General features: G+C 72.7%; 14 protein-coding genes. 12 read left to right on the forward strand and 2 right to left on the reverse strand.

Features of this window, described 5'->3' with window-relative positions:
- The first annotated feature begins 4 nt into the window (after window positions 1-4).
- The 8 genes from ACQKQD_RS20130 to ACQKQD_RS20165 all read left to right on the forward strand — a co-directional run bounded on the left by ACQKQD_RS20130 (window position 5) and on the right by ACQKQD_RS20165 (window position 10,147).
- On the forward strand, window positions 5-871 hold the full coding sequence (locus ACQKQD_RS20130; RefSeq protein ID WP_427509371.1) for a lysophospholipid acyltransferase family protein: 867 nt from the start codon (window positions 5-7) through the stop codon (window positions 869-871).
- Between the two features lie 289 nt (window positions 872-1,160).
- Window positions 1,161-2,897 (forward strand): L-lactate permease, encoded by a 1,737-nt coding sequence (locus ACQKQD_RS20135; RefSeq protein WP_056522564.1) that lies wholly within the window; start codon window positions 1,161-1,163, stop codon window positions 2,895-2,897.
- Window positions 2,898-3,052: 155 nt separating this feature from the next.
- Complete coding sequence (gene miaB, locus ACQKQD_RS20140) at window positions 3,053-4,390, forward strand: tRNA (N6-isopentenyl adenosine(37)-C2)-methylthiotransferase MiaB (RefSeq protein ID WP_427509372.1); 1,338 nt, start codon at window positions 3,053-3,055, stop codon at window positions 4,388-4,390.
- 37 nt (window positions 4,391-4,427) lie between these two features.
- Window positions 4,428-5,534 carry a PhoH family protein gene (locus ACQKQD_RS20145; protein ID WP_427509373.1) on the forward strand — a complete coding sequence of 369 codons (1,107 nt, stop codon included), beginning with the start codon at window positions 4,428-4,430 and terminating at the stop codon, window positions 5,532-5,534.
- A gap of 2 nt (window positions 5,535-5,536) precedes the next feature.
- A complete protein-coding gene (gene ybeY, locus ACQKQD_RS20150; protein ID WP_100252188.1) occupies window positions 5,537-6,016 on the forward strand; it encodes an rRNA maturation RNase YbeY in 480 nt (159 codons plus the stop codon).
- Between the two features lie 36 nt (window positions 6,017-6,052).
- Window positions 6,053-7,186 carry a hemolysin family protein gene (locus ACQKQD_RS20155; protein ID WP_020093469.1) on the forward strand — a complete coding sequence of 378 codons (1,134 nt, stop codon included), beginning with the start codon at window positions 6,053-6,055 and terminating at the stop codon, window positions 7,184-7,186.
- Between the two features lie 88 nt (window positions 7,187-7,274).
- The gene (lnt, locus tag ACQKQD_RS20160; RefSeq protein WP_427509374.1) at window positions 7,275-8,906 is read left to right on the forward strand and encodes an apolipoprotein N-acyltransferase; all 1,632 of its coding nucleotides are present in this window, start codon (window positions 7,275-7,277) and stop codon (window positions 8,904-8,906) included.
- Entirely contained in the window at window positions 8,903-10,147 is a 1,245-nt protein-coding gene (locus ACQKQD_RS20165) for an MFS transporter (protein ID WP_427509375.1), read from the forward strand. Before lnt ends, ACQKQD_RS20165 begins: the two co-directional genes overlap by 4 nt.
- Here the strand turns inward: ACQKQD_RS20165 and ACQKQD_RS20170 are convergent.
- Complete coding sequence (locus tag ACQKQD_RS20170; protein ID WP_427509376.1) at window positions 10,099-10,575, reverse strand: cupin domain-containing protein; 477 nt, start codon at window positions 10,573-10,575, stop codon at window positions 10,099-10,101. The two genes, ACQKQD_RS20165 and ACQKQD_RS20170, sit on opposite strands and share 49 nt — an antisense overlap.
- A gap of 85 nt (window positions 10,576-10,660) precedes the next feature.
- Window positions 10,661-12,250: a catalase gene (locus ACQKQD_RS20175; protein ID WP_056522549.1), complete on the reverse strand. Its 1,590-nt coding sequence runs from the start codon at window positions 12,248-12,250 to the stop codon at window positions 10,661-10,663.
- Window positions 12,251-12,386: 136 nt separating this feature from the next.
- Between ACQKQD_RS20175 and ACQKQD_RS20180 the strand changes: the two genes are divergently transcribed.
- The 4 genes from ACQKQD_RS20180 to ACQKQD_RS20195 all read left to right on the forward strand — a co-directional run bounded on the left by ACQKQD_RS20180 (window position 12,387) and on the right by ACQKQD_RS20195 (window position 16,416).
- Window positions 12,387-13,322, forward strand: coding sequence for a LysR substrate-binding domain-containing protein (locus tag ACQKQD_RS20180; protein WP_056522542.1), 936 nt, complete (start codon window positions 12,387-12,389; stop codon window positions 13,320-13,322).
- 90 nt (window positions 13,323-13,412) lie between these two features.
- Window positions 13,413-14,903 carry an argininosuccinate lyase gene (locus ACQKQD_RS20185; protein WP_427509377.1) on the forward strand — a complete coding sequence of 497 codons (1,491 nt, stop codon included), beginning with the start codon at window positions 13,413-13,415 and terminating at the stop codon, window positions 14,901-14,903.
- Window positions 14,904-15,013: 110 nt separating this feature from the next.
- Window positions 15,014-16,072: an AbrB family transcriptional regulator gene (locus tag ACQKQD_RS20190; protein WP_020093476.1), complete on the forward strand. Its 1,059-nt coding sequence runs from the start codon at window positions 15,014-15,016 to the stop codon at window positions 16,070-16,072.
- Window positions 16,069-16,416 carry a diacylglycerol kinase gene (locus ACQKQD_RS20195; RefSeq protein WP_020093477.1) on the forward strand — a complete coding sequence of 116 codons (348 nt, stop codon included), beginning with the start codon at window positions 16,069-16,071 and terminating at the stop codon, window positions 16,414-16,416. Before ACQKQD_RS20190 ends, ACQKQD_RS20195 begins: the two co-directional genes overlap by 4 nt.

Consider the following 16,416-nt stretch of genomic DNA (forward strand, 5'->3'; position numbering starts at 1 on the left):
CGCCGTGAGCCGCCTCGGCATCGCCTGGCGCGTCGCGGCCCTCGCCCTCGCCTTCGCGGTGCTGGGACCGCCCCACTGGATCGCCCTGCGGCTCCTCGGCCGCCGCGCGACCCTGGCGCCGATCCTGTTCCACCGCGTCTTCCTGTGGCTGTTCGGGGTGCGGGTCACGCAGAGCGGGACGCCCCCGGCCCCCGGCGAGGCGGCGCTGGTGCTCGCCAACCACGTCTCGTGGCTCGACATCATCGCGGTGGGCTCGCTGCGGCCGCTCTCCTTCGTGGCGAAGTCCGAGATCGCCGGCTGGCCGCTGATCGGCGTCCTCGCGGGGCTCCAGCGGACGATCTACATCGACCGGCAGCGCCGCGGCGCGACCGCGAGCGTCAGCACCGCCATGGGCCACCGCTTGGCCGAGGGGGAGCTGGTCGTCCTGTTCGCGGAGGGGACCACCGGCGACGGGACCCGGCTCCTGCCGTTCCGCTCCTCCCTCGTCGGCGCCGCCCGCGCGGCGCTGCAGGCCGAGGCCGGGCGCGGACGGGTGCGCCTCCAGCCGCTCGCCATCGCCTATCCACGGCGCAACGGCCTGCCGGTCACGCGCGCCGAGCGCGCGGAGATCGCGTGGTACGGCGACATGGAGCTGGTGCCGCACCTCGCGACCTTCGTGCAGGGCGGCCCCATCGACGTGCACGTGGTCTGGGGCGCGCCGATCCCCTTCGAGGCGACCACCGACCGGAAGGTCGCCACCGCGGCCGCCGAAGCCGAGGTGCGCGCGGCCCTGCGGGGCGCCGGCACGGGCGCCGGCACCGCCCCGGCACCCGACGCGCGGCCGGCCGCCCCGGGGATCGGTCTCCAGGGGCCGGAGATCGCGCCGGTCTGAACCTCCCGCGACCCCGGCACTCAGGCGCGCGCTGCCGTCTACTCGACGGCCAAGACCCTGGATCCGCACGGAATTCTGTCTCAGATCCAGATTTTGCGCCTGTTCCGGCCGGGCGAGATCCACTCTAGGCCAGAGGGACGCTGCTCGAGCGGGCGGATCCGGCGATCCGCGCCAGAGTAAGCCGATGAAATCACCGTCAGAATACATGATTCACCGCATTGAGCGGTCGGAACACGTCTGCTAGCTAGGCCGCAATCCGGAACAGACGGAAATTATTGGAGGACGCCCGGTGCAAACCTGGAACCAGGTTTACGACCCGTTCGGGAGCCCGTGGCTCTCGACGCTCGCCGCTTCAGTGCCGGTCATCGCACTGCTCGCCATGATCGCCAGCGGGCGCGTGAAGGCCCATATCGCGGCCGTCATCGCCCTCGGCCTCGCCATGCTGGTGGCCATCGTCGGCTTCGGCATGCCGACCGATCTCGCCACCCGCGCCGCCATCCTCGGGATGGTCACGGGCTTCTTCCCGATCGGCTGGATCATCCTCAACGTCATCTTCCTCTACCGGCTCACGGTGGAGAAGGGCTGGTTCGCGATTCTGCAGCAGTCCGTGGCCGGCATCACGGCCGACCGGCGGTTGCAGCTGCTCCTGGTGGCCTTCGCGTTCGGCGCCTTCTTCGAGGGCGCGGGCGGCTTCGGCACGCCGGTCGCCGTCACGGGCGCGATCCTGATCGGCCTCGGCTTCTCGCCGCTCGCCGCGTCCGGCCTGTCGCTGATCGCCAACACCGCGCCGGTGGCCTTCGGGGCGCTCGGCGCGCCGATCCAGGGCCTCGCCTCGGTGACCGGCTACCCACCGGAGATCCTCGGCGCGATGATCGGCCGGCAGCTGCCGCTGTTCTCGCTGATCGTGCCGTTCTGGCTGATCTGGGTGTTCGCGGGCTTCCGCGGCATGATCCGGGTGTGGCCGCCGATCCTGGTCTGCGGCGCCTCTTTCGCGGTCGCGCAGTTCCTGATCTCGAACTACGTCAACCCGTGGATCGTCGATATCGGTGCCTCGCTCGCCTCGATGCTCGCGCTGGTGCTGTTCCTGAAGGTCTGGCAGCCCAAGGAGATCTGGTCGTCGCCGGCTCTGCGCGGCCACGATCCGTCGCTCGCCGTCGCCGGTCCGCGGCCCGTGGCGCTCGGCGCCGGCGTGCCCGGCACGCCCCCGGTCCATACCGGCGCCCGCACCGCCTCGCAGGGCGAGATCCTGATGGCCTGGGTGCCGTGGATCATCCTGTCGATCGTCGTGGCCATCTGGGGGACCGGCTGGTTCAAGGGCATCGTCAACCCGCTCTTCACCTGGAAATACGAGGTGCCGGGCCTGCACAACGTGATCATGAAGGTGCCGCCGGTGGTGGCCAAGCCGGTGCCGGAGGGCGCGGTCTTCCTGTTCACCTACATGTCGTACACCGGCACCGGCGTGCTGATCGCGGCGATCATCTCCGGCCTGATCATGCGGTTCTCGCCGCTGCGCCTCGTCACGGCCTACTTCGAGACCATCTGGGCCCTGCGCTACTCGCTCATCACCATCGCGGCGATGCTCGCGCTCGGCGTCCTCACCCGCTACGCGGGCGTCGACGCCACGCTCGGCCTCGCCTTCGCGGGCACCGGCATCCTCTACCCGTTCTTCGGGACGCTGCTCGGTTGGCTGGGCGTCGCGCTGACCGGGTCGGACACGGCCTCGAACGTGCTGTTCGGCGGCCTCCAGAGGATCACCTCCGAGCAACTCGGGCTCTCGGGCGTGCTGATGGCGGCGGCGAACTCGTCGGGCGGCGTGATGGGCAAGATGGTCGACGCCCAGTCGATCGTCGTCGCCTCCACGGCCACCGGCTATTTCGGCCAGGAAGGCAAGATCCTGCGCTTCGTGTTCTGGCACTCGATCGCGCTGGCCTGCCTCGTCGGACTGTTCGTGATGCTGCAGGCCTACGTGCCGTTCTTCCAGCAGATGGTCATCGACCTGCCCGCGGCGGCGCCGGCCGCCCACTGAGGCCGGTTCGACCGCGACAGCCTCTGACCGGCCACTCTCGGGCGGCCGGTCGCGTTTCGGGCGCCGCGACGGCCCCCGCGATCCGTGCTACAGGCCGCGTGCCGGGCCCCGCGGGGCGGGTGCAAGGATCATCGGACGGTTCGGGACGGCGCGCGTTGAAGAAGGCTTTCGTCAAATCCTACGGTTGCCAGATGAACGCCTACGACGCGGCCCGCATGGCCGACGTCCTCGGCGCCGAGGGCTACACGGCGACCGACACGGTCGAGGACGCGGACGTCGTCGTCCTCAACACCTGCCACATCCGCGAGAAGGCCGCCGAGAAGGTCTATTCCGAACTCGGCCGCCTGCGCGTGCTCAAGGGTGAGCGGAAGGCGCAGGGCCTCGACACGCGCATCGTGGTCGCGGGCTGCGTCGCCCAGGCCGAGGGCGCCGAGATCCAGGCGCGCCAGCCCGCCGTCGACGTGGTCGTCGGCCCGCAGAGCTATCACCGGCTGCCGGACCTGCTGGCGCGCTCCCGCGAGCGCCGCGTCGTCGACACCGAGTTCCCGGTCGAGGACAAGTTCGACCACCTGCCCCGCCGGCGGACCCTCGGGACGTCGGCCTTCCTCACCGTTCAGGAGGGCTGCGACAAGTTCTGCGCCTTCTGCGTGGTGCCCTACACGCGGGGCGCGGAGGTCTCGCGCTCCGTGGCGGCGGTGCTCGCCGAGGCCGAGAAGCTCGCCGACGGGGGCGTCCGCGAGATCACGCTGATCGGCCAGAACGTCAACGCCTATCACGGCGACGGCCCCGACGGCGCGCCCGCGGGCCTCGCCGACCTGGTGCGCGCGGTGGCGAAGATCCCCGGCATCGCGCGGATCCGCTACACGACGAGCCACCCGAACGACTTCGACGACGCCCTGATCCGGGCGCACGCCGAGGTGCCGGCCCTGATGCCCTACCTGCACCTCCCGGTGCAGTCGGGCTCCGACCGGATCCTCGCCGCGATGAACCGCAAGCACACCGGCGACGCGTACCGCCGGCTGATGGACCGGATCCGCGCGGCGCGGCCCGACATCGCCCTGTCCTCCGACTTCATCGTCGGCTTCCCCGGCGAGACCGACGCGGACTTCGCCGAGACCCTGCGGCTCGTGCGCGACGTCGGCTTCGAGAGCGCCTTCTCGTTCAAGTACAGCCCACGCTCCGGCACGCCGGCCGCCGACCGCACCGATCAGGTGCCGGAGGCCGTGATGGCGGCCCGGCTCGCCGAGCTGCAGGCGCTCCTCGACGGCCAGCGCCACGCCTATCAGCGGGCGGCCGTCGGCCGGGTCTTCGACGTTCTGGTCGAGAAGCCCGGGCGGCATCCCGGTCAGGTCGCGGGCAAGACGCCGCACCTGCTGGCCGTCCAGTTCGACGCCGCGCCTCACCATATCGGACAGGTCGTGCCCGTGCGGATCACCGAGGCGGGGTCCAACAGCCTGTTCGGGGAACTCGTCTCCGCGGCTGCGGCGGCGTGAGGAGCGGAGCGGTCGGGATGATGGCGAGGATGGCGGCTTGAGCGCGTCGGACGGTGCGGGCGCGCGCGGCGCGCTCAAGGGGCGCGGCCCGGCGGCGCGGCCGGCCGGATCGGACGAGGCGGTCGAGGTGCCGCTGACCTTCGACGACAACCGCCTCGCGAGCCTCGTCTTCGGCCAGTACGACCAGAACGTCGCCCATATCGAGCGCCGGCTGGAGGTCACCGCCACCGCGCTCGGGAACCACCTCGTCATCAAGGGGCCGGCCGACGCCGCCGAGACGGCGCGGCGGGTGTTCCAGAAGCTCTACGCCCGGGTGCGGACCGGCGGCAGCACGCTGACCCTCGGCGACGTGGACGGCGCCATCCGCGAGGCCACCGCGCAGGCGACCCTGTTCCCGGCCGAAGTCATCGCGGCCGAGGCCGACAGGCCGCATTTCGAGCAGATCGCCACCCGCAAGCGCGGGGCCGTGCGGGCGCGCAACCCGGCGCAGGACGCCTACATCAAGCTCCTGCGCACCAACGAGCTGGTCTTCGCCGAGGGCCCGGCCGGGACCGGCAAGACCTGGCTCGCCGTCGGCCACGCCGTGTCGCTCCTGGAGCAGGGCCATGCCGAGCGGCTGATCCTGTCCAGGCCCGCGGTCGAGGCCGGCGAGCGCCTGGGCTTCCTGCCGGGCGACATGCGCGAGAAGGTCGACCCCTACCTCCGCCCGATCTACGACGCCCTGTACGACTTCATGGAGGCCCGCCACGTCGATCGCGGCCTCCAGACCGGCCAGATCGAGATCGCGCCGCTCGCCTTCATGCGCGGCCGAACCCTCACCAACGCGGTGGTGCTGCTCGACGAGGCGCAGAACACCACCTCCATGCAGATGAAGATGTTCCTCACCCGCCTGGGCGAGGGCTCGCGCATGATCATCACCGGCGATCCGAGCCAGATCGACCTGCCGCCGGGCCAGAAATCCGGCCTCGTGGAAGCGGTCAGCGTGCTGGATGGCGTCGAGGGGATCGGGCACGTGCGGTTCAAGGACGTCGACGTGGTCCGCCACGACCTCGTCCGCCGGATCGTGACCGCCTACGAGCGCGCCGCCCACGGCAGCGCGGAGGCCGACCGCAACCCGAATCCCCGCCGCCGGCCCCTGGCGTGACCATGCCCCACGAGATCGACCTCGCCGTCGAGGACGCGCGCTGGGAGACGGCGGTTCCGGATCTCGAGGCCCTCGTCACCCGCGCCGTCGAGGCCGGGCTCGCCGTCGCCCCCGGGAGGCCGGACGGTCCCGTCGAGGTCAGCGTCCTGCTGACCGACGACGCCGCCGTCCAGGAACTCAACAGGACCTGGCGCGGCAAGGACAAGCCCACCAACGTCCTGTCCTTCCCGGCCGCCCCGCAGCCGCGGCATGCCGGGACCGCCGCGCCCCTCGGCGACGTGGTCCTTGCGTACGAAACCCTGGTGCGCGAGAGTGCGGAGCAGTCGAAGCCGCTCCAGAATCACCTCGCCCACCTCCTCGTCCATGGCACCCTGCATTGTCTCGGTCAGGACCACGAGATCGGCGAGGCCGAGGCCGATGCCATGGAAGCCCTCGAGGTCGCGGCACTCGCGACCCTCGGCATCCCGGATCCCTATGCCTGAGCGCGCGACGTCCGAGCGACCCCAGACCCGAGAGACATGAGCAACGATCGAAGTCGCGGCGCGGCCCTGGCCGCGCCCAGTTCCACCGAGGGCGAGTCCCAGCACCGGGAGCCCTGGTACGACCGCCTGCTCCAGGCGCTCCATCTCAAGCCGCGCGATTCGCTGCGCGAGGGTCTTGAGGAGGCGCTGGCGGAGCCGGACGCCGGCGAGAGCGGCCTCACCCCGCTCGAGCGCGTCATGCTCAAGAACGTCCTCGGCCTGCACAAGGTGCGCGTCGACGACGTGATGGTCCCCCGGGCCGACATCGTCGCCGTCTCGAACGACACGAGCCTCGGCGAGTTGCTCAAGCTGTTCCGCACGGCCGGCCATTCCCGGCTGCCGGTCTACGGCGAGACCCTCGACGATCCCCGCGGCATGGTCCACATCCGCGACCTCGTCGACCACATCGCCGCCAAGGCCGAGCCGGCCCGGCGCAGCGCGCCCGCCGTCTCGAAGCCCGCCGAGGTCGCGGCCGACGGCGCGGCGGACGCGCCGGCCGCGCCGCGCCCGCGCCGGCCGGCGTCGCGCCTGCCGCGCGGCCTGGACCTCGGCAAAGTCGACCTGACGACCACGCTGGCGGCGGCGCGCATCCAGCGGCCGGTCCTGTTCGTGCCGCCCTCCATGCCGGCGATCGACCTGCTGGTGCGGATGCAGGCGACCCGCACCCACATGGCGCTGGTCATCGACGAGTACGGCGGCACCGACGGGCTGATCTCCATCGAGGATCTGATCGAGGTCGTGGTCGGCGATATCGAGGACGAGCACGACGTGGCCGAGGACAAGTACGTCCAGCGCGTCGAGGGCGAGGGCGAGGTCTTCGTGGCCGACGCGCGCACGCCGCTGGCCGAGGTCTCCGAAGTGACGGGCGTCGACCTCGTCGCGGCCGTCGGCGAGATGGCCGAGGAGATCGACACGCTGGGCGGCATGATCGTGACGCTGGCGGGCCGCGTCCCGTCGCGCGGCGAGCTGATCGCCGGCCCCGGGGACCTCGAGTTCGAGGTGCTCGACGCCGATCCGCGCCGCCTGAAGCGGCTCCGGTTCCACAAGGGCGCGGCGCGCATCGGCAACGTCGTGCCGCTCGCCCTGCCGCCGCCCGCGAACGCCCCGGTCGCCGAGACGCCGCACCCGTGACGGTCGCGGCGTGACGGGTCTGGTGGACGGTTTCGCCCGGTCGCCCGCGGCGGCCGGCGCACCGATGCGCGGGCCGATGCCGGGCCCCATGTCCGATCCGGAGCGGGCGCGCGTGCCCGGCGCGGTGCTGGCGATCGCGCGCCTGACCGGCTGGCGCCGGCTCGGGCTGGCGTGGCTCGCCGGCGCCCTGGGCGCGCTGGCCATGCCGCCCTACGGGCTCCTGCCGGCGCTCGCGGTCTCCCTGACGGTCGCGGTCTGGCTGCAGGACGGGGCGGCCGCCGGCCGGACGACGGTCCGGCGATTCGCGCCCTGCTTCCTCATCGGCTGGGCCTGGGGCTTCGGCTACCTCACCGCCGGTCTCTGGTGGCTGGGCCAGGCCTTCCTGGTCGAGGCCGACGAGTTCCTCTGGGCCCTGCCGCTCGGCGTGATCGGCCTGCCCTTCGTCCTCGGCCTGTTCTACGGCGCCGGTTTCGGCGCCGCGGGCCTGCTCTGGGGCCGCGGCACGGCGCGGATCGCCGCCCTCGCCTTCGGGCTCGGCGCGGCCGACTGGCTGCGCGGCCACCTGTTCACGGGGTTCCCCTGGAACACCCTTGGGATGGCGCTGGCCCAGAACCTCTGGCTGATGCAGGGGGCGGCGGCGATCGGGCTCTACGGCCTGTGCATCCTGGCCGCGCTGGTCTGCGCGGCGCCCGCGACGCTCGCCACCGGCGCGCATCCGCGCGCCCGGTTCGGGCCGAGCGTCGCCGCCGCGATCGTGCTCGCCGGCCTGGCGCTCTACGGGGCCGAGCGGCTCGGTCCGCCCGACCCGGTGGTCGCGGGTGTCCGGCTGCGGCTCGTCCAGCCCAACCTGCCCCAGGACGCCAAGTTCAGGCCCGAGAACCGGGCCGACATCGTCGACCGCTACATCGAGCTGAGCCAGCGCCCGACGGAGGCCGGTGCGCCGGAACCGACCCACATCGTCTGGCCGGAATCGGCCTTCCCGTTCCTGATCCAGCGCGACCCCGACGCCCTGGCCAAGGTGGCGGCCGGCCTCAAGCCCGGGCAGCACCTGATCACCGGGGCGGCCCGCGCCGAGGAGCCGCTGCCGGGCGAGCGCCTGCGCTTCTACAATGCCGTCCTGGTGATCGGCCCGGACGGCCGGATCTCCGACAGCTACGACAAGGTCCACCTCGTCCCGTTCGGGGAGTACCTCCCCGCGCCCCTCGACGCCGCCCTGCGGGCCGTGGGGCTGCGCCAGTTCGTGGCGATTCCCGGCGGGTTCTCGGCCGGGACGCTCGCCGGGCAGCGGATCCTGACGGTGCCGGGCCTGCCGCCGGTCGCGGCGACCATCTGCTACGAGGCGATCTTCCCGGGCGCGATCCTGCCCGCCGGGCACGCCGCGCCGTCCCCGCAGCCGCCGGGGCTGATCCTGAACGTCACCAACGACGCGTGGTTCGGCGACACGCCGGGGCCGCGCCAGCACCTGGCGCAAGCGCGCCTGCGCGCCGTCGAGGAGGGTCTGCCGCTCGTGCGCGACGCCAATACCGGGATCTCCGCGGTGATCGACCCGCACGGCCGCGTCGTCGCCCGCACCGCGCTCGACACCGAGACCTGGCTCGACGCCGACCTGCCCGCCCGCATCGTCGGCGGCACGCTCTACGGTCAGTTCGGCGACGCCGCCTTCGCGCTGATGCTGGCCGCCTGCCTGGGCGGGGCCGTGATCGCGCGGCGGCGGCCGTGAGCGCGGATCGGGCGACCGCCAACCGGTTTCTGCTCGGCCTCGCGCTGATGCTGGTCGCGTTCAACCTGCGCCCGGCGCTGAGCACGGTCGGCCCGCTGCTAGCGACGATCCGGGACGGCACGGGGCTCGGCGCCGGCGGTGCCGCCATCCTCACGACGTTGCCGGTCCTGTGCCTCGGCATCGCCTGCGCGCTGGCCGCGCCGCTGATCCGCCGGATCGGGCCCGACCTCGCGGTGCTTGCCGGCTCGACCATCCTCGTCGCCGGCCTGACGCTCCGCGGTCTCGGCGGCCTCGTGCCGCTCTTCGCCGGGACGGCGCTGGCGGCCATCGGGATCGGGATCGACAACGTCCTGCTGCCGGCGCTGGTGAAGCGCGATTTCGCCGGCAACGGTGGCCTGATGACGGGCCTCTACACGATGACCCTGTGCCTCGGCGCGGCCGCCGGCGCCGGGGCCTCGGTGCCGGTGGAGCACGCCCTCGGGGGCGGCTGGCCCTCCGCCCTGGCGATCTGGTCGCTGCCCGCGCTGGTGGCGGCCTTCGTGTGGATCCCGTTCGCCCGCCGCACCGCCTCGACCGCCGCGCCCTCGGCCGGGCGGCTGCTCCGCAACCCGCTGGCGTGGTGGGTGACGGGCTTCATGGGCCTGCAATCGTCGCTCGCCTACATCCTGTTCGGCTGGCTGCCGCTGCTGCTGCAGGGCCGCGGGCTGACGCCGCTGAATGCCGGGCTCTACGCCTCGCTGGCGACGCTGGTGCAGGCGCCGGGCGCCCTGCTCGTTGCCATGCTGGCGGCCCGCGCCCGCGACCAGCGCGCCTGGATCGTCGTGATTCCCGGCCTGACGGCCGCCGCCTTCGTAGTCCTCGCCTTCGGGGCGGAGTCCCTGCGGATCCCCGCCGCCTGCGCGCTGGGCTTCGGGATCGGCGGCTGCTTCGGGCTGGGCCTGACCCTGATCGTGCTGCGCGCCGCGGACGCCGCGAGCGCCGCCGGCCTCTCGGCCATGGCGCAGGGCATCGGCTACACCTGCGCCGCGCTGGGGCCGCTGGTCTTCGGTCTCGCCCACGAGGCGACCGGCGGCTGGACCGTGCCGGGCGCCCTGTTCGTCGGCATCACCGTCGCGGCGATCCTGATCGGGCTGGCCGCCGGACGCGACCGGAAGGTCAGCGCGGCCGAACCCGAGCCGCGGGATCCGGCCGCTCAGCCGCTGACCGAACTCCAGCCGGCGAACCCGGCCAGCGGTTCCTGATCGTAGCGGGCCATCAGGTCGGTCATCGCGGCGGCGTCGCCGAGCCGTCCCTCCGCGGCGAGGCGGGCCAGACCCTCGAAGAAGCCCTCGCGGCCGAGCGCCGGCGCGAAGCTCAGCGTGAACCGCACCGGCCGGTCGCCGCGATTGGCGAAGGCGTGCGCGACGCCGGGCGGGATGAGCGCGAAATCGCCGGGTCCGAGGTCGTGGTCCGCACCGTCGACGTGGAGCGCGAGCCGGCCCGCCTCGACCGAGAAGGTCTCGGTCAGCCGGGCGTGGCGATGCAGTCCCGCGCCCGGCGTCCGGGGATCCATCGCGACGTGGTAGATGCCGAGGCCGTCGCCGGTCTCGTCGCTGCGCGCGAGATAGGAGACCCGCATGCCGCCGATGACGGCGTTCGGGCCGGGCCCGCGGTGCACGACACTCGCCATCTTCGCCCCCGTCCGTTCCGCAAACGAGAACCCCGCGCGGCCGGGTGACCGCGCGGGGCTGAGTCGATGAGCGCGCGCGCGAGGCTTACTCGGCGGCGACCCGGTGCGCCTGCGAGCCGTCGGTCAGGGTCTCGGACTGCAGGCGCTTGCCCGGGGCGGCGCGACCCGGCAGCGGCGGCAGGGCCTTGGCCTTCTCCAGATCGATCCCGGCGCCTTCGGCGACGCGGCGGCCGTAATCCTCGTCGGCGTGCCAGAAGTGCCAGACCATCCGCAGCTGGATCGGCTCGGGGCACTGCTTCATGTCGGCCACGAGGTTGGCGATCAGGTCGTCGCGCTCCCAATCCTGGAACGAGCGGTACCGGACGCCGGCCTGGGTGTAGTCGTCCTCGGTCCGCGAGGTCTGGTAGCGGCCGAGGCGGCCCTCCACCGGCTGGTGGTAGTCCTTGGCGGGCTTCGGCGCCTCGCGCAGGCCCTCGGCCAGCGTCGACGGCTCGTAGTTGATGTGCTTGTTCGGGCCGGTGCCGTCGACCGTGTAGGCCATCTGACCGTCGCGCTGGTTCGAGTAGACCTTCACGCCGGGCTGCGGCGCGTTGATCGGCAGCTGGAGGTAGTTGGCGCCGACGCGGTAGCGCTGCGTGTCCGAGTAGGACAGCGTCCGCCCCTGCAGCATCTTGTCGTCCGAGAAGTCGATGCCGTCGACCAGCACGCCGGTGCCGAAGGCGGACTGCTCGACCTCGGCGAAGAAGTTGTCCGGCACGCGATCGAGCACCATGCGGCCCACCGGCAGCAGCGGGAACTGGTCGACCGGCCACAGCTTCGTGTCGTCCAGCGGGTCGAACGACAGGTGGTCGTTCGGGCCGTCCGGCATGATCTGGACGCAGAATTCCCACTCGGGGAAATTCCCGGCCTTGATGTTGTCGTACAGGTCGCGGGTCGCGTGGCCGACATCCTTGGCCTGGATCTCGGAGGCTTGGCTCGAGGTCAGGTTGCGCACGCCCTGCTTCGGCTCCCAGTGGAACTTGCAGAGCACCGCCTCACCCTGGTCGTTGACCAGCTTGTAGGTGTTGACGCCCGAGCCTTCCATCTCGCGGTAATTGGCCGGGATGCCCCAGGGCGACTTCAGGTGCGTCACCATGTGGATCGACTCGGGGTGCTGGGCCACGAAGTCGAAGAAGCGCCACGCCTCCTGCCGGTTCGTCACCGGGTCCGGCTTGAACGCGTGGATCATGTCGGGGAACTTGATCGCGTCGCGGATGAAGAAGACCTTGAGGTTGTTGCCCACGAGGTCCCAGTTGCCGTCGACGGTCTTGAACTTGACCGCGAAGCCGCGCGGATCGCGCTCGGTCTCCGGGCTCTCCTTGGCGCCGGCGACCGTCGAGAAGCGCACGAACATCGGCGTCTTCACGCCGGTCTCGTTCAGCACGCGGGCGCGGGTGTACTTGGAGGCCGGCTCGTCGCCGATCTTGCCGTAGGCCTCGAACCAGCCGTGGGCGCCGGCGCCGCGGGCGTGGACGACGCGCTCCGGGATCCGCTCGCGGTCGAAATGCGTGATCTTCTCGATGAACTGGTAGTTCTCGAGCGTGGCCGGGCCCCGCTCACCGACCGTGCGGGTGCTCTGGTTGTCGCGGACCGGATGGCCCTGGCGGGTGGTCAGGATCGGGCGTTGATCGCTCATGCGTACCGTCTCTCCGTACTGCGAAGGCTCTCGGTGGACAGCGGAGTCAGCCTGGAACCGTTCTGGTGAAGGGTTATGACCGGGGCGTGACCCCGAGGCAAATGCATCGTCACAAAGGTTCTGATAGACGCAGCCTATGAACCTGGCCGGCCTCTCCCTCCGCGATCTCGAATACGTCGTCGCCGTCGCCGACGAGGGTCATTTCGGCCGGGCTGCCGAGCGCTGCAACGTCAGCCAGCCGACGCTGAGCGTGCAGGTCCGTAAGCTGGAAACCGCGCTCGGCCTGACTTTGTTCGAGCGCTCGAACCGGCGGATCCTGCTCACCGAGGCGGGCCAGGCCATCGTCCGGCAGGCGCGGGTTGTCCTGGCGGAGGCGCAGCGGCTCCTGGCGCTGGCCAGCGAGGGGCGCGGCTCGCCGCTCACCGGGCGTCTCGTGCTGGCGGCGATCCAGACGCTCGGCCCCTACTTCTTCCCGCTGGTGCTGCGGCCCCTGCGCGAGCAGTACCCGCTGCTGATGCTCTCGCTGTCGGAATCGCGCACGGCCGACATCGTCGAGGGGCTGCGCGACGGGCGCATCGACGCGGCCCTGGTCTCGCTGCCGCTGCCGTCGCACGGGCTCGCGGTCTCGCCGCTGTTCGTCGAGCCGTTCTGGCTCGCCTGCCCGGCCGAGCACACCCTCGCCCGGGGCGGCGCGCTCTCCGCCAACGAGATCGCGGGGCCGGACCTGCTGCTCCTCGACGAGGGCAACTGCCTGCGCGACCAGACGATCGCGGCCTGCGGCGCCGGCTCCTCGGTCGGTCGCCACGCCACCAGCCTGGAGACGCTCCGCTCGATGGTGGCGGCGGGCGCCGGATACACGCTGCTCCCGGCCCTGGCGGTGCCGGCGAGCCCCGATCCCAGCGGCCTGACGGTCACCCGCGCCTTCGACGTCGACGGGCCCGGGCGGACCATCGCGCTGGTCTGGCGCGCGAGCGATCCGCGGGCCGCCGGCCTCGCGAGCCTGGCCGCCTTCTTCCGGGCGCACGCGCCCGCGGGCACGGCCGCCTGCCGCGACGGGGAGGCCGTCGCCTGAGCCGCCGCGGACGCCCACCTTGAGCGGTTGTGAATAGGAAGAGGGGCCGCGACCGGTCTATCAGGAGGGGTGATGACAGGGAGCGGCTCGATGCGGCGCACGATGGTCTGGGCCGTACTGGGGCTGCTGATCCCCGCGGGCGCGCGGGCCGAGCCGAAGGACAGCTTCGCCCGGATCGACCAGATCAACCGCGCCTCCCTGGTGATGACGGTGGAGACCGGCATCGTGCCGCGGGCGCTGGGCGCGACCGTCGCCCGCGCCCTCGACCAGGTCGCCGCCGACGCCGCCAAGCCGAGCGCCGACCGGCCGGACGATTACCTGCGGATCGAGCCGCTGATCACCGCCATCGCGGGCGCCGACGCTACCCGGATGCACTCGGGCCGCAGCCGCCAGGACATCATCCCGACGGTGCTGAAGCTCGAGCAGCGCGGCCGTCTCCTGAACCTGGCCAAGGCGCTCGACGAGACCCGGGCGGCTCTGCTGGCGGTGGCCGAGCGCGAGGCCGACACGATCGTCCCGGCTTACACCAACGGGGTGCAGGCCCAGCCGACGACGCTCGGCCACGTCTACCTGGGCTACGCATCCGTCCTCGCCCGCGATGCCGACCGCCTCCGGGAGACCTGGGCGCGGCTGAACCTGTCGCCCCTGGGCGCGGCCGCCCTCGGCACGTCGAGCTTCCCGGTGGATCGCGAGAGGCTGGCGGCGCTGCTCGGCTTCGACGCGCCGGTGGAGAACAGCTACGATTCCGGCCAGCTCGCGCCGATGGACATGGGGCTCGAGCTGACCGGGCTCGCGGCGAACCTCGCCACCACGGCCGGCAGCTTCGCGCAGGACCTCTACGCGCAGTACCACCAGACCCGGCCCTGGATCCTGCTGCGGGAGGGCGCGCTCACCGGTCCGAGCAGCATCATGCCGCAGAAGCGCAACCCCGTCGCGCTCTACAGCCTGCGCATGAAGGCCAGCGACGTCGTGGGGGCCGCCCAGGCCTTCGTCATCATGGCGCACAACGTCGATTCCGGCATGCCGGACTACAAGCGCAACCAGGCCGAGCCGCCGGGGCGGACCCTGGCCGAGGCCGCCGAGATGTGCCGGCGCTGGACGCGCGTCCTCGACGGGCTGGTCGTGGACCGGGCGCGCGCCGCCGACGAGGTCGCGGCGGACTATTCCACCACCACCGAGCTCGCCGACACGCTCCAGCGCGAGGCCGACGTGCCGTTCCGGCTCGGCCACCACTTCGCGTCCGAGCTCGTGAGCTACGGCCGCAGCCACGACCTGCGCCCGGCCGACCTGCCCTTCCCGGAGGTGCGGCGCATCTACGCCGAGGCCGCGGCGGGGTCGGGGCTGAAGCCGGACCTGCCCCTCGACGAGGCCCGCTTCCGGGCGGCGCTGTCGGCCCGCGGCATGATCGACGCCGCGAAGGGGCTCGGCGGCCCGCAGCCCGCGGAGGTCCGGCGGATGCTGGGCGCCGCGCAGGCGCGGCTGCGGACCGACCGCGACTGGCTCGACGCCCGCCGCAAGGGCCTGGCCGACGCCCGGGCGCGCCTCGACGCCGCCTTCGCGGCCCTCACGCGCGAGCCCTGAGTTCCGCGCGGGGGCGCCGTGCCGAAACTCTGCCGTGACAGGGCCAATATTGCGGTATAGCGCGCGCCTGACGCCTGCCGGCTGAAGCGGGCCTCTCCCGATCGGTCGCCTTGCCCCCTCTCCGCACCCTCGGCCTCTGGGCCGCCCTCGCCGCCGCGTCGGCGGCCGTGTCGTACGGCCTGATGCAGGCGCAGTTCCCGGCCGCGCTGCTGCTCGGGCCGATGATCGCGGCCATCGCCTTCGGCGTCGGCGGTTCGCGCCTGCGCGTCCCGCGGCCCGCGTTCCAGGCCTCCCAGGCGGCGATCGGCTGCCTCGTCGCGCACGCCGTCACCGGGCAGATCGCCCAGACCCTGATGGAGGACGGGCCGCTCATCGTCGCGGTCGTGCTCGTCACCGTCGCGGTCAGCGGCCTCGTCGGCTGGATCCTGACCCGCCTGCGCGTGCTCCCCGGGACCACCGCGGCCTGGGGCTCGTCCCCCGGGGGCGCCTCCGCCATGGTGGCGATGGCCGAGGATTTCGGCGCCGATCCGCGCCTCGTCGCCTTCATGCAGTACGTGCGCGTCGCCGCCGTGGTGTTCTCGGCCTCGCTGGCGGCCCGCTTCCTGATGGAGGCCCCGGTCCCGGGGGCGTCGGCCGGCGCCGGCGAGGTCACCGGTCCGCTCTCGCTGCTGGCGACGCTCGCGGTCGCCGTCGTCGGCGCGGGCGCGGCGCTCGCCCTGCGGGTTCCGGCCGGCGCGCAGATCGGGCCGATGGTGCTGGGCAGCCTGCTCCACGCCACCGGGCTCGTCCGGATGGCGCTGCCGGTGCCGCTCCTCGAACTCGCCTACGCCTGCATCGGCATCTACGTGGGGCTGCGCTTCACCCGTGAGACGCTGCGCCTGACCGTCACCGCCCTGCCGGGCATCCTGGCGGCGACCTTCTCGGTCATCGCCCTCTGCGCGGCGTGGGGCTGGGGGCTGACCCTGCTGCTGCCCATCGACCTGCTGACCGCGATCCTCGCCACGAGCCCCGGCGGCCTCGACTCGGTGGCGATCATCGCGGTCGGCTCGAAGGCGGACGTCTCCTTCGTGCTGGCCGTCCAGACCCTGCGCCTGTTCGTCGTGCTGCTCACCGGCCCGCTGCTCGCCAAGTGGATCAGCCGGTCCGTGCCGGAGGCCGCCATCCGATGAACGCCCTGGTCCTCGCCTTCCTCAACTCCTGGCGCGGCCTGCGCCACGGCGCGCGCACCGAGCGGGCCGTGAGACAGGAACTCGTGCTCCTGGCGCTCGGGATCCCGGTCGCGCTGTTCCTCGGCGCGACGCTCTGGGTGCGCGTCGCCCTGATGGTCAGCCTGCTGCTGATGCTGGCCGCGGAGTTCCTGAACACCGCCGTCGAGAAGCTCTGCGACCACGTCCATCCGGGCCATCACCCGATGATCGGGACCGTGAAGGACCTCGCCTCCGCCGGCACCTTCATGGCGCAGATGGCGGCGCTGCTCGTCTGGGTGGCGGCGCTGGTGGACCGTCTCGGCTGA

It is taken from the genome of Methylobacterium sp. NPDC080182 (genome assembly GCF_050281105.1).
GTDB lineage: Bacteria > Pseudomonadota > Alphaproteobacteria > Rhizobiales > Beijerinckiaceae > Methylobacterium.

Bases quoted from the DNA above. Each gene is read 5' to 3' on its own strand.
- ACQKQD_RS20170 (WP_427509376.1), bottom strand. From the start codon at position 10,575: ATGGCGAGTGTCGTGCACCGCGGGCCCGGCCCGAACGCCGTCATCGGC.
- ACQKQD_RS20185 (WP_427509377.1), top strand. From the start codon at position 13,413: ATGCGGCGCACGATGGTCTGGGCCGTACTGGGGCTGCTGATCCCCGCG.
- ACQKQD_RS20175 (WP_056522549.1), bottom strand. From the start codon at position 12,250: ATGAGCGATCAACGCCCGATCCTGACCACCCGCCAGGGCCATCCGGTC.
- ACQKQD_RS20180 (WP_056522542.1), top strand. From the start codon at position 12,387: ATGAACCTGGCCGGCCTCTCCCTCCGCGATCTCGAATACGTCGTCGCC.
- ACQKQD_RS20195 (WP_020093477.1), top strand. From the start codon at position 16,069: ATGAACGCCCTGGTCCTCGCCTTCCTCAACTCCTGGCGCGGCCTGCGC.
- lnt (WP_427509374.1), top strand. From the start codon at position 7,275: ATGTCCGATCCGGAGCGGGCGCGCGTGCCCGGCGCGGTGCTGGCGATC.
- ACQKQD_RS20155 (WP_020093469.1), top strand. From the start codon at position 6,053: ATGAGCAACGATCGAAGTCGCGGCGCGGCCCTGGCCGCGCCCAGTTCC.
- ybeY (WP_100252188.1), top strand. From the start codon at position 5,537: ATGCCCCACGAGATCGACCTCGCCGTCGAGGACGCGCGCTGGGAGACG.